Annotated in this window: 11 protein-coding genes; 8 read left to right on the forward strand and 3 right to left on the reverse strand. The window is 63.9% G+C overall.

The annotated features are described in order from the left end of the window. Nucleotides 1-106: 106 nt before the first annotated feature. The 3 genes from CAF70_RS17905 to CAF70_RS17915 form a co-directional block, all read right to left on the reverse strand. Entirely contained in the window at nucleotides 107-1,081 is a 975-nt protein-coding gene (locus tag CAF70_RS17905) for a serine/threonine protein kinase (protein WP_085626223.1), read from the reverse strand. A 162-nt stretch (nucleotides 1,082-1,243) separates the two neighbouring features. Continuing rightward, a complete protein-coding gene (locus CAF70_RS17910) occupies nucleotides 1,244-2,008 on the reverse strand; it encodes a TOBE domain-containing protein (protein ID WP_085626224.1) in 765 nt (254 codons plus the stop codon). Nucleotides 2,009-2,216: 208 nt separating this feature from the next. Then, nucleotides 2,217-2,948: a ComF family protein gene (locus tag CAF70_RS17915; protein ID WP_085626225.1), complete on the reverse strand. Its 732-nt coding sequence runs from the start codon at nucleotides 2,946-2,948 to the stop codon at nucleotides 2,217-2,219. A gap of 89 nt (nucleotides 2,949-3,037) precedes the next feature. Here CAF70_RS17915 and bioB point away from each other — a divergent pair, with 89 nt between their 5' ends. From bioB to CAF70_RS17955, 8 genes are all read left to right on the forward strand, one after another. Next, a complete protein-coding gene (bioB, locus tag CAF70_RS17920; RefSeq protein ID WP_085626226.1) occupies nucleotides 3,038-4,096 on the forward strand; it encodes a biotin synthase BioB in 1,059 nt (352 codons plus the stop codon). Between the two features lies 1 nt (nucleotide 4,097). Beyond that, nucleotides 4,098-5,270: an 8-amino-7-oxononanoate synthase gene (gene bioF / locus CAF70_RS17925; protein WP_085626227.1), complete on the forward strand. Its 1,173-nt coding sequence runs from the start codon at nucleotides 4,098-4,100 to the stop codon at nucleotides 5,268-5,270. Further along, nucleotides 5,263-5,994, forward strand: a complete 732-nt coding sequence (locus tag CAF70_RS17930; protein WP_085626228.1) for an alpha/beta fold hydrolase — start codon at nucleotides 5,263-5,265, stop codon at nucleotides 5,992-5,994. Before bioF ends, CAF70_RS17930 begins: the two co-directional genes overlap by 8 nt. Then, nucleotides 5,987-6,805: a malonyl-ACP O-methyltransferase BioC gene (gene bioC, locus CAF70_RS17935; RefSeq protein WP_085626229.1), complete on the forward strand. Its 819-nt coding sequence runs from the start codon at nucleotides 5,987-5,989 to the stop codon at nucleotides 6,803-6,805. Before CAF70_RS17930 ends, bioC begins: the two co-directional genes overlap by 8 nt. Nucleotides 6,806-6,815: 10 nt before the next feature. Beyond that, on the forward strand, nucleotides 6,816-7,496 hold the full coding sequence (bioD, locus tag CAF70_RS17940; protein ID WP_085626230.1) for a dethiobiotin synthase: 681 nt from the start codon (nucleotides 6,816-6,818) through the stop codon (nucleotides 7,494-7,496). A 228-nt stretch (nucleotides 7,497-7,724) separates the two neighbouring features. Then, nucleotides 7,725-8,021, forward strand: coding sequence for a pyrroloquinoline quinone biosynthesis protein PqqE (locus tag CAF70_RS17945; RefSeq protein WP_085626231.1), 297 nt, complete (start codon nucleotides 7,725-7,727; stop codon nucleotides 8,019-8,021). A 288-nt stretch (nucleotides 8,022-8,309) separates the two neighbouring features. Next, the gene (locus CAF70_RS17950) at nucleotides 8,310-10,115 is read left to right on the forward strand and encodes a phenylacyl-CoA dehydrogenase (RefSeq protein ID WP_085626232.1); all 1,806 of its coding nucleotides are present in this window, start codon (nucleotides 8,310-8,312) and stop codon (nucleotides 10,113-10,115) included. A gap of 296 nt (nucleotides 10,116-10,411) precedes the next feature. After that, a complete protein-coding gene (locus CAF70_RS17955) occupies nucleotides 10,412-11,695 on the forward strand; it encodes a diguanylate cyclase (protein WP_085626233.1) in 1,284 nt (427 codons plus the stop codon). Nucleotides 11,696-11,814 lie beyond the last annotated feature (119 nt).

The raw sequence follows: 11,814 nt of genomic DNA on the forward strand, positions 1-11,814 counted from the left end.
ATACTAGGTGATGCTCTAAGGAAGTTGCATGGCAAGGGTGCCGGCATGTCGCCTGCCGGCTGGCGCGTTGCGCTGTTTGTCAGGTCAGTCTTTTCTGCTGCAAGGTCTAGAACAACTTCAGTGGTGGTTCGTCCAGCGCGGCCATCTGCTCGCGCAGGGCGAGAATCTGGTCGCCCCAGTAGCGTGGTTGGCCAAACCAGGGGAAGCTGGGCGGGAATGCCGGGTCATCCCAGCGCCGCGCCAGCCAGGCACTGTAGTGCAGTTGACGCAGGGCGCGCAGCGGCTCGATCAGAGCCAGTTCGCGCGGGTCGAAGTCGTGGAACTCGTTGTAGCCGTCGATCAACTCGGCAAGCTGACCCAGGCGCTCTTCGCGGTTACCGGCCAGCATCATCCACAGGTCCTGCACTGCCGGGCCCATGCGGCAGTCGTCGAGGTCGACCACGTGGTACACCTCGTCGCGGTGCATCAGGTTGCCGGGATGCAGGTCGCCGTGCAGGCGGATGAGCTGGTGTGGGGTGCGGGCATAGATGCTCTCGACCCGCTTGAGCAGGTCGCGGGCCACGGACTCGAACGCCGGCAGCAGCTCGCACGGGATAAAACCGCCCTCCAGCAACGTGTTCAGCGAGGCATGGCCGAAGTTGTCCACAGCCAACGCTTCGCGGTGTTCGAACGGTTTGCTGGCGCCCACGGCATGCAGGCGGCCGAGCAGCTGGCCCAGGCGGTAGAGCTGGTCGAGGTTGCCCGGCTCCGGGGCGTGGCCGCCACGGCGGGGAAACAGGGTGAAGCGGAAGCCCTGATGTTCGAACAAGGTTCGGCCGTCGTGTTGCATGGGCGCAACCACCGGTACTTCGCAGTCGGCCAGTTCGGCAGTGAAGCTGTGTTCTTCGAGGATGGCCGCGTCGCTCCAGCGGCCTGGGCGGTAGAACTTTGCGATCAGCGGTTGCGAATCTTCGATGCCCACCTGGTAGACGCGGTTCTCGTAGCTGTTCAGTGCCAGCACCCGGGCGTCGCTGAGAAAGCCGATGCTTTCCACGGCGTCCAGGACCAGATCGGGGGTGAGGGTGTCGAAGGGGTGGGACATGGAGGCTCCGAGGGTAAGCTGCATGGGGCCCATGGTAGCGCGTTATGCCTGTACCGGCCTCTTCGCGGGTGAACCCGCTCCCACAGGTACAGTACAGGCTTCAAGTCGTGCGCTATCCCTGTGGGAGCGGTTTACCCGCGAACCGCGCGCAGCGCGGCCAGGCTACGCGGGGACCCCGATCAACACATAAGATGGATGAAACTGCACCCGCACCGCATTGCCAGTTTCCACCCGCTGCCCAGCCAACCAATCCGCCTCGGCAAACGCACACAACGTCTGCCCATTGCCCAATGCCAGCCTGACCTCATTAGGCCCATCAGCTTCCGCCAGCACCTCTTCCACTGTCGCCCGCAGGCAATTGCTACCCGCTTCCGCCTCTTCCTCATCGGCCAACAGCGTCACCCACCCCGCCTTGAGCAACGCCACCACCATTGTCCCCAGCGTCAGCTCCAGCCGCGCAGTGCTGTCGGCGGTGATCAACGCCTCGATCTCCAGCCCACCGCCCAGCGCCAGACTGACGCGATCATACCGGCCCTCTCGGCGCAGGCCGCTGACCTGGCCCTGCAACTGGTTGCGTGCGCTGGTACGCAGCATCAGCCGGCCAAGCAGGTCTAAGTCGCTGGACTCCTCGGCTGCTTCGAGGATTTGCGCCTGCAGGGCCTGCAGCCTCTGATACAGGCGCAGTACACGCTCGCCTTCCGGCGAAAGCCGCGCACCACCGCCGCCACGCCCACCAGTGCTGCGCTCGACCAGGGGCTGGCTGGCCAGGTTGTTCAGTTCGTCGATGGCATCCCAGGCGGCCTTGTAACTGATGCCCGCGGCCTTGGCTGCGCGGGTGATCGAACCTTCTTCGGCAATGTGCTGCAGCAGCGCGATGCGCTGCGGGCGGCGGGTGATGTGCTGGGTGAGGAGGGTGGGTAGGGGCATGGGCAGTCAGTCGATGTAAGTGGTAGCCAAGTGTGGATTGTGGAGGAACACCTGTCTTGCGCAAAATCCAGAAGCTTGACCAGGTCCCTGTGGGAGCGGGCGCGTCGAGGCGTCGAACCGCCGCGAACACCGGCAAAGCCGGTGCCATACACTGCGTCGCCTGTTTCGCGGGCGCGCCCGCTCCCACATGGATCGCACCCACTTCGAGTCATACATACCCCGGCTTGGGCGTACGCGCCAGGCAATACACATCCACCCGCCGTGCCCCGGCCTTGCGAAGCACCTCGGCGATAGCCTGCGCGGTAGCGCCGGTGGTCAGCACATCATCCACTATGGCGACATGCTTGCCCGTCAGTTCACCCATGACCGCAAAAGCCTGGCGCAAATTTCGCCGCCTGGCCTTGGCATCCAGGCGTTGCTGCGCAGGTGTCTCCCGCGTGCGCAGCAGCAACCGCTCGTCGCAACCTACCCCCAGCCGGGACGACAGCCAGCGCCCGAGCAGCTCCGCCTGGTTGAACCCTCGCTCGCGCAGTCGACGTTTGGCCAAGGGTACAGGCAACAGCAGGTCGGGGCGGGGTAGCCCCTCGGCAAAGCGATGCAACAGCCCATGCCCCAGCAGTTCAGCCATCAACCGCCCTAAGGGCCATTGGCGGTTGTGCTTGAAGCGGCTGATCAGCGTGTCCACCGGAAAGCCGAAATGCCACAGCGCAACCACCTGCTCGAAGGCCGGTGGGCGGCGGCAGCACGGGGCGCAGGTCAGGCCGGCCATAGGCAACGGCAGGGCGCAGTGCAGGCACTGGTCGCCGAGCCATGGCAGTTCCTGCTCGCAGGCTACGCACAGCGGGTAGGCCTGCTCGGCAGGTTCATCGCACAGCAAGCACGATTGATTAATAATTGAGCACTTGTAAACCGGTCTTTTCCAGTGTGGTTGACAGTTCATAGGCCTTCCATGACTATGCGAGCTATCCGTGATGCGCTGGCGGGCTTTCCTGTCCCGGCGCCTGCTTCAGCCTAAACAAGGAAACGCCAATGAGCGCCAGCACAACTGCAACAACTCGTCACGACTGGTCCCTGGCCGAGGTCAAGGCGCTGTTCCAGCAACCGTTCAATGACCTGCTGTTCCAGGCGCAAACCGTGCACCGCGCGCATTTCGACCCGAACCGCGTTCAGGTTTCGACGCTGCTGTCGATCAAGACCGGCGCCTGCCCGGAAGATTGCAAATATTGTCCACAGTCGGGCCACTACAACACCGGGCTGGAAAAACAGAAGCTGATGGAAGTGCAGAAGGTGCTGGAAGAAGCCGCCCGCGCCAAGGCCATCGGTTCCACCCGCTTCTGCATGGGCGCGGCGTGGAAGCACCCATCGGCCAAAGACATGCCCTACGTGCTGGAGATGGTCAAAGGCGTGAAGGCCATGGGGCTTGAAACCTGCATGACCCTCGGCAAGCTCGACCAGGAGCAGACCAAGGCTCTGGCCCAGGCCGGCCTGGACTACTACAACCACAACCTCGACACCTCGCCGGAGTTCTACGGCAGCATCATCACCACCCGCACCTACAGTGAGCGCCTGCAGACCTTGGCCTATGTGCGCGATGCCGGGATGAAGATCTGCTCCGGCGGCATCCTCGGCATGGGCGAGTCGCTGGACGACCGCGCCGGCCTGCTGATCCAGTTGGCCAACCTGCCCGAGCATCCGGAATCGGTGCCGATCAACATGCTGGTCAAGGTGGCCGGCACGCCGTTGGCCGAGGAAGAAGACGTCGACCCGTTCGACTTCATCCGCATGCTGGCCGTTGCCCGTATCCTCATGCCCAAGTCGCACGTGCGCCTGTCCGCCGGCCGTGAGCAGATGAACGAGCAGATGCAGGCGCTGGCCTTCATGGCGGGCGCCAACTCGATCTTCTACGGCGAAAAACTGCTGACTACCGCCAACCCGCAGGCCGACAAGGATATGCAGCTGTTCGCCCGCCTGGGCATCAAGCCCGAAGCGCGTGAAGAGCACGCCGACGAAGTGCACCAGGCGGCCATCGAGCAGGCGCTGGTCGAACAGCGCAGCAGCGAGATGTTCTACAACGCCGCGTCGGCCTGAGATGGCCTTCGACCTGGCGGCGCGCCTGGCCGAACGGCGCGCCGCAGACCTGTATCGGCAGCGGCCATTGCTGGAGAGCCCGCAGGGGCCGGAAGTGGTGGTCGATGGCCAGCGCTTGCTGGCCTTCTGCAGCAATGACTACCTGGGCCTGGCCAACCACCCCGATGTGATTTCCGCCTGGCAGGCCGGCGCCGAACGCTGGGGTGTCGGTGGCGGTGCCTCGCACCTGGTGATCGGCCACAGTACGCCGCACCACCAGGTGGAAGAGGCACTGGCAGAACTTACCGGGCGCCCGCGCGCGCTGCTGTTCTCCACCGGCTACATGGCCAACCTGGGCGCCATCACCGCGCTGGTGGGGCAGGGTGACACGGTGCTGCAGGACCGCCTGAACCACGCTTCGTTGCTGGATGGCGGGTTGCTCAGCGGCGCCCGTTTCAACCGCTACCTGCACAACGACCCGGCCAGCCTGGCCAGCCGACTGGACAAAGCCGCCGGCAATACGCTGGTGGTGACCGACGGTGTGTTCAGCATGGACGGCGACCTGGCCGACTTGCCGGCGCTCGCCGATGTGGCCCGCGCTCACGGTGCCTGGCTGATGGTTGACGATGCCCATGGTTTGGGCACCCTCGGCACTCGGGGCGGCGGTATCGTCGAGCACTTCGGCCTGGGCGTCGAAGATGTGCCGGTGTTGGTCGGTACGCTGGGCAAGGCCTGTGGTACCGCTGGCGCGTTTATAGCCGGCAGCGAAGAGCTGATCGAGGCATTGGTGCAGTTCGCCCGCCCGTACATCTACACCACCAGCCAGCCACCGGCGCTGGCCTGCGCCACCCTCAAGAGCCTGGAACTGCTGCGCCGCGAGACCTGGCGCCGCGAGCATCTGGCCGCGTTGATCCGCCAGTTCCGTGAAGGCGCACAGCAGATCGGCCTGGCATTGATGGACAGCCCGACCCCGATCCAGCCCATCGTCATCGGCGACAGCGCGCAGGCCCTGCACCTGTCACGCATGCTGCGCGAGCGCGGCTTGCTGGTGACGGCCATCCGCCCACCCACTGTGCCGGCGGGCAGTGCACGCTTGCGGGTGACATTGAGCGCCGCGCACAGCGAGGCGCAGGTGCAGCTATTGTTGAATGCATTGGCCGAGTGTTATCCACAGTTGGAGAGCGCCGATGCGTAATCGACTTGTTCTGTTGCCTGGCTGGGGCCTGGGCACTGCTTCCCTGGAGCCGCTGGCCGCCAGCCTGCGTGCTCAGGATGCGCGCTTGCAGGTAGAGCTGATGCCCCTTCCAGAACTGGCCCACAGCGACGTGGACGCCTGGCTTGACCACCTGGACCGCAAGTTGCCCAGCGATGTCTGGCTGGGCGGCTGGTCGCTCGGCGGCATGCTGGCCAGCGCGCTGGCGCACAAGCGTGGCGACCACTGCTGCGGCCTGCTGACATTGGCCAGCAACCCCAGTTTCGTGGCCCGCCCGGACTGGCCGCATGGCATGGCCGAAGACACCTTCGGTACCTTCCTCGACGGCTGCCGCAGCCATACCCAGGTCACCCTCAAGCGCTTCCGTACCCTGTGCAGCGATGGTGCCCAGCAACCGCGCACCCTGCTGCGCCAGCTGGGTGTTGGCGTGCCGGATACCGACCCCCTGTACCTGGCCACCGGCCTCGAAGTACTGGCCAGGCTGGATACCCGCGAAGCCCTGCAGGCCTATGCCGGCCCGCAACTGCACCTGTTCGCCGGCAGCGATGCACTGGTACCGGCAGAGGCGGCAAAGGCGCTGAGTGAGCTGTTGCCCGATGTGGAAGTGGGCCTGGTCGAAGACAGTTCCCACGCCTTCCTGCTGGAGTATCCGCAGGAACTGGCGGCGGGCATCAAGAGTTTCCTGCATGAGAGTGGCGATGACTGACCTTTCCCGTCCGACCCTGCCCGGCGCATTGCCCGACAAGCGCCAGGTAGCGGCCTCGTTCTCCCGCGCCGCAGCCAGCTACGACAGTGTGGCAGCCTTGCAGCGTGCAGTGGGTTCGAGCTTGCTGGAGCAGTTGCCGGCAGGCCTGCAGCCGTCACGCTGGCTGGACCTGGGCAGTGGTACCGGCCATTTCAGCCGGGCGCTGGCCGAGCGTTTCTCCCAGGCCAGCGGCGTGGCGGTGGATATCGCCGAGGGCATGTTGTGCCATGCCCGCAACGAACAGGGCGGGGCGCTCTACCATGTGGCTGGTGACGCCGAGCGTTTGCCGCTGCGTGATGCTAGCGTCGACCTGGTATTCACCAGCCTGGCCGTGCAATGGTGTGGCCAGTTCGCCAGCGTGCTGGCAGAAGCGCTGCGAGTGCTGCGCCCGGGCGGCGTACTGGCCTTCAGCAGCCTGTGTGTGGGTACCCTCGGTGAACTGCGTGCCAGTTGGCAGGCGGTGGATGGCCTGGTGCATGTGAACCGCTTCCGCCGTTTCGAGGACTATCAGCGCCTGTGTGCAGCCAGCGGCTTCGAGCAGCTTGGGCTGCAGCGCTGCCCGCACGTGCTGCACTACCCGGATGTGCGCAGCCTGACGCACGAACTGAAGGCGCTGGGGGCACACAATCTGAACCCTGGCCGGCCTTCTGGCCTTACCGGTCGGGCGCGCATGCAGGGCCTGTTGCAGGCTTATGAGGCATTTCGCCAGCCTGAAGGGCTGCCAGCCACCTACCAGGTGGTCTATGGTGTGTTGCGCAAGCCACAGGCTTAAGGGGAGCGAGATGAGCCAGGCCTATTTCATTGCCGGTACCGACACCGATGTTGGCAAAACCACCATCGCTGCGGGGCTGTTGCATGCGGCACGGTCGCAGGGCATGAGCACGCTGGGAGCAAAGCCGGTGGCCTCCGGTTGCACGATGACATCGAAAGGTTTGCGCAACAGTGACGCCCAGGCGTTGATCGATGAAAGCTCCATCAAGCTGCCCTACGAGCAGGTCAACCCGTTTGCCTTCGAACCGGCTATCGCACCCCATGTGGCCGCGCGCGAGGCAGGGGTAACGCTTGCTGTGTCGGACCTGCTGGCGGCGATGCTCAATGTGCTGCGGCAAAATGCCGACTTCACCCTGATCGAGGGGGCCGGAGGCTGGCGCGTGCCGTTGTCGGGGCAAGCCAACTTGTCCGACCTGGCCATTGCCCTCAAGCTGCCGGTGATCCTGGTGGTGGGGGTACGGTTGGGGTGCATCAGCCACGCCTTGCTCAGCGCCGAGGCGATTGCTCGTGACGGCCTGCAATTGGCGGGTTGGGTGGCGAACATCATCGAGCCGCGTACTTCGCGCCTGGAAGAGAACCTGGCCAGCCTGGCCGAGCGTTTGCCGGCGCCATGCCTGGGGCGGGTGCCCAAATTGAAGCAGGCCAGTGCCGACATGGTGGCTGAACACCTTCAGCTGGATCTGCTGGATTAGCCGTTTCCAGGCTTGGCCTCTTCGCGGGTGAACCCGCTCCCACAGGTATTGCACAAGTCTCAGAGCTGTGGAGTCCTGTGGGAGCGGGTTTACCCGCGAAGAGGCCAGTGCAGGAATACCCAGGGCCTATCAACTGGCATCAGGCCATTAGGGATTTAAACGGGCCTTTTCGCCCCTGGCCTGTTTTAATTGGGCCTGTTCGTCATCCAGCGTCAATGGAGTCCTGACATGGAAATCACCGGTAGCTCCGCCTATTACGCGGGCCTGAGCGCAATCCAGACCGGCCAGAACCGCGTCGATCAGGCCGCCAGCCAGATCGCCAATAACACCGCCGAACGAACCGCCACCAGCCAGTCCAGCGATTTTCAGGCCGAACGCCTGCGCGCGGTCGACCGCAGCCAGCAGATGGACCTGGCCACCAGCACCGTACAACTGGCCGTAGGCAAACTTGAAGTCGAGCTTGGCGCAAAGGTCGCCAAAGCATCCGACGAAATGCTCGGCCGGTTCATCGACACCTACGCCTGACAGGCGCCCCCTCGAATCACACACAGCCCTCTGTGGGAGCGGGCGTGCCCGCGAATGCGCCAGCTCAGGCACCTCCATTGTCTGCTCAGGCCCTTTCGCGGGCACGCCCGCTCCCACAAGGGCAGCGCTTTTTCTGAGCTTGGCGTAAACGTCATTTTTCGTGGCGTAAATGGCACCATAGTCCATCCTTGACATCAGGCAGAGCTAAACGTAAGTTTCAAACAACTGTTTGATCGACGGCCGCCAAGTGCGGGTCACCCCACAGAACTCACCTAGAGGTTCATCGCAATGCCTGATTACAAAGCCCCCTTGCGTGATATCCGCTTCGTTCGCGACGAACTGCTCGGTTATGAGGCGCACTATCAGAGCCTGCCGGGTTGCCAGGACGCCACGCCCGACATGGTCGACGCGATCCTTGAAGAAGGCGCGAAGTTCTGTGAGCAGGTGCTGTCGCCGCTGAACCGTGTGGGTGACCAGGAAGGCTGCACCTGGAGCGAATCGGGCGTGAAAACCCCGACCGGCTTCAAGGAGGCCTACCAGCAGTTCGTCGAAGGCGGCTGGCCGAGCCTGGCGCACGACGTCGAGCACGGCGGCCAGGGCCTGCCAGAGTCGCTGGGCCTGGCCCTGAGCGAAATGGTCGGCGGTTCGAACTGGTCGTGGGGCATGTACCCCGGCCTGTCCCACGGCGCGATGAACACCATTTCCGCGCATGGCACCCCCGAGCAGCAGCACACCTACCTGACTAAGCTGGTGTCCGGCGAGTGGACCGGCACCATGTGCCTGACCGAGCCACACTGCGGCACTGACCTGGGCATGCTGCGCACCAAGGCCGAGCCACAGGCCGACGGCAGCTACAAGGTGTCGGGTACCAAGATCTTCATTTCGGCCGGTGAGCACGACATGGCCGACAACATCGTCCATATCGTCCTGGCCCGTCTGCCGGACGCACCGGCCGGCACCAAGGGTATCTCGCTGTTCATCGTGCCGAAGTTCCTGCCCAACGCCGAAGGCGGTGTGGGCGAGCGCAACGGCGTGAGCTGTGGCTCGATCGAGCACAAGATGGGTATCCACGGCAACGCCACCTGCGTGATGAACTTCGACGGCGCTACCGGCTACCTGATCGGCCCGGCCAACAAAGGCCTGAACTGCATGTTCACCTTCATGAACACCGCTCGCCTGGGTACTGCGCTGCAAGGCCTGGCTCACGCCGAGGTGGCTTTCCAGGGTGGCTTGAAGTACGCCCGTGAGCGCCTGCAGATGCGTTCTCTGACTGGCCCGAAAGCACCGGACAAGGCTGCTGACCCGATCATCGTACACCCGGACGTGCGTCGCATGCTGCTGACCATGAAGGCCTTCGCCGAAGGCAACCGTGCGATGGTGTACTTCACTGCCAAACAGGTGGACATCGTCAAGTACAGCCAGGATGAGGAAGAGCGCAAGAAGGCTGATGCCCTGCTGGCGTTCTTGACCCCGATCGCCAAGGCATTCATGACCGAAGTCGGTTTCGAAGCCGCCAACCACGGCGTGCAGATCTACGGCGGCCATGGCTTCATCGCCGAGTGGGGCATGGAGCAGAACGTGCGCGACAGCCGCATTTCCATGCTGTACGAAGGTACCACCGGCATCCAGGCTCTGGACCTGCTCGGCCGCAAGGTACTGATGACCCAGGGCGAAGCGCTGAAGGGCTTCACCAAGATCGTGCACAAGTTCTGCCAGGCGCAGGAAGGCAACGACGCAGTCAAGGAATTCGTCGAACCGCTGGCGGCGCTGAACAAGGAGTGGGGCGAGCTGACCATGAAAGTGGGCATGGCCGCCATGAAGGACCGCGAAGAAGTGGGTGCGGCCTCGGTCGATTACCTGATGTATTCCGGCTACGCCTGCCTGGCCTACTTCTGGGCCGACATCGCCCGCCTGGCGGCCGAGAAACTGGCTGCCGGCACCAGCGAAGAAGCGTTCTACACCGCCAAGCTGCAGACCGCGCGCTTCTACTTCCAGCGCATCCTGCCGCGTACCCGTACCCATGTTGCGAGCATGCTGTCGGGTGCCGACAACCTGATGGCGATGGACGAAGAGCACTTCGGCCTGTCGTACTGAACCTGCCGCTGTAAAGCAAACCCGCCTGCCTTCACCGGCAGGCGGGTTTTTGCATTTAGGGGCTGCACGCGATCCCTGTGGGAGCGGGCGTGTCGAGGCGTCGAACCGCCGCGAACACCGGCAAAGCCGGTGCCAGCCACCGCGTCGCCTGTTTCGCGGGCATGCCCGCTCCCACAAGAGATAGCGTGCAGGCCGGAACTTCCTGTTCTTCCCTCCTGAAACTCAACTGTTCATGTGCACTGCCGATGAAGTGAGGGCACAATGCCATTATTGATCTGCCGGGTCGGAGATTACCCTTGTTTCGTCTTAACGCTGTTCGCGCAAGCCACTTCCTGCCGTCGCTGTTCTTGTTGCTGGCAGGGCTCGCCGCAGCCTATGTGAGAGACCTGAGTGTCTTTTTCACATCGCTGTTCAACGTCCTGCCAACCTTGGTCCTGCTGCTGGGCGGCGCTTATTGCGCGGTGTACCGCCGTCAGCGTGAGTTGTTTCTCATGCTCACCGTGTATATCGCCTACTACCTGCTCGACACCCAGACCGACTTTTACCGTGACCATGGCCGCGTGCGCGAGGACGCGGCGGTGACCTTCCACCTGGTATGCCTGTTGCTGCCCGCCCTGTTCGGGCTGTATGGCGCCTGGCAGGAACGTACCCACCTGCTGCAGGACCTGGTTGCCCGTGGGGCCGTGCTGTTTGCCATCGGCAGCGTGGCCGTGGCCCTGGAGCAAAGCTTCCCCGAGGCGTTGCTGACCTGGTTGGCGGAAATCCGCTGGCCAACCCTGCATGGTCAGTGGATGAGCTTGATCCAGATGGTCTACCCACTGTTCCTCGGCGTGTTCATTCTGCTGGTGGTGCAATATCTGCGCGCACCACGGCCGCTGCACGCGGCACTGGTGACGGGCCTGCTGGGCATCTTCTGGATGTTGCCGCAAACCTTCATCCTGCCGTTCACCCTGAACATCATGTGCAGCCAGGTAATGCTGATGATCGCCGCGGCGGTGGCGCACGAGGCCTACCAGATGGCATTCCGCGACGAGCTGACCGGGCTGCCGGGGCGCCGTGCGCTGAACGAGCGCATGCAGCGCCTGGGGCGCAACTATGTGATCGCCATGACCGATGTCGACCACTTCAAGAAATTCAACGACACCCACGGCCACGACGTTGGCGACCAGGTGCTGCGCCTGGTCGCCAGCCGCTTGTCCAAGGTCACCGGCGGTGGCCGGGCCTATCGCTATGGCGGCGAGGAGTTCGCCCTGGTGTTTGCCGGCAAGACCGCCGAAGAATGCTTGCCGCATGTGGAAGCCGTGCGCGAAGTGATCGCCAACTACGTGATGCACCTGCGCGACCAGTACAACCGCCCGCAGGACGATACCGCCGGGCGCCAGCGGCGCGCGGGCAGCAGTGGCGGCACGGTGTCGGTCACCATCAGCATCGGTGTGGCCGAGCGCCAGGCCGATCATCGCAACCCCGAGGCGGTGTTGAAGTCTGCCGACCTGGCGCTATACAACGCCAAAGGCGCAGGGCGCAATTGTGTCATGGTGCATGGGCAGCAATCGCAGCGAGGGGCAGTGCGCACGGCGTGACTTAAATAGACTATTCAGTCTGTTTATGACCCTATGTCTCGTAAAAGTTGTTCGGTTACACTGCCAGCAACCCAGTGTCGCGGTTCCCCGAGACCGCCCCGACCCGACTAGCGAGAGGT

Origin of the sequence: Pseudomonas sp. B19(2017), assembly GCF_002113165.1 — a bacterium.
In the GTDB taxonomy this organism is placed as follows: domain Bacteria; phylum Pseudomonadota; class Gammaproteobacteria; order Pseudomonadales; family Pseudomonadaceae; genus Aquipseudomonas.

What these genes read in the sequence shown, in the direction of transcription:
- CAF70_RS17905 (WP_085626223.1), bottom strand. Translation starts at nt 1,081, where the DNA reads ATGTCCCACCCCTTCGACACCCTCACCCCCGATCTGGTCCTGGACGCC.
- CAF70_RS17910 (WP_085626224.1), bottom strand. Translation starts at nt 2,008, where the DNA reads ATGCCCCTACCCACCCTCCTCACCCAGCACATCACCCGCCGCCCGCAG.
- CAF70_RS17915 (WP_085626225.1), bottom strand. Translation starts at nt 2,948, where the DNA reads ATGAACTGTCAACCACACTGGAAAAGACCGGTTTACAAGTGCTCAATT.
- bioB (WP_085626226.1), top strand. Translation starts at nt 3,038, where the DNA reads ATGAGCGCCAGCACAACTGCAACAACTCGTCACGACTGGTCCCTGGCC.
- bioF (WP_085626227.1), top strand. Translation starts at nt 4,098, where the DNA reads ATGGCCTTCGACCTGGCGGCGCGCCTGGCCGAACGGCGCGCCGCAGAC.
- CAF70_RS17930 (WP_085626228.1), top strand. Translation starts at nt 5,263, where the DNA reads ATGCGTAATCGACTTGTTCTGTTGCCTGGCTGGGGCCTGGGCACTGCT.
- bioC (WP_085626229.1), top strand. Translation starts at nt 5,987, where the DNA reads ATGACTGACCTTTCCCGTCCGACCCTGCCCGGCGCATTGCCCGACAAG.
- bioD (WP_085626230.1), top strand. Translation starts at nt 6,816, where the DNA reads ATGAGCCAGGCCTATTTCATTGCCGGTACCGACACCGATGTTGGCAAA.
- CAF70_RS17945 (WP_085626231.1), top strand. Translation starts at nt 7,725, where the DNA reads ATGGAAATCACCGGTAGCTCCGCCTATTACGCGGGCCTGAGCGCAATC.
- CAF70_RS17950 (WP_085626232.1), top strand. Translation starts at nt 8,310, where the DNA reads ATGCCTGATTACAAAGCCCCCTTGCGTGATATCCGCTTCGTTCGCGAC.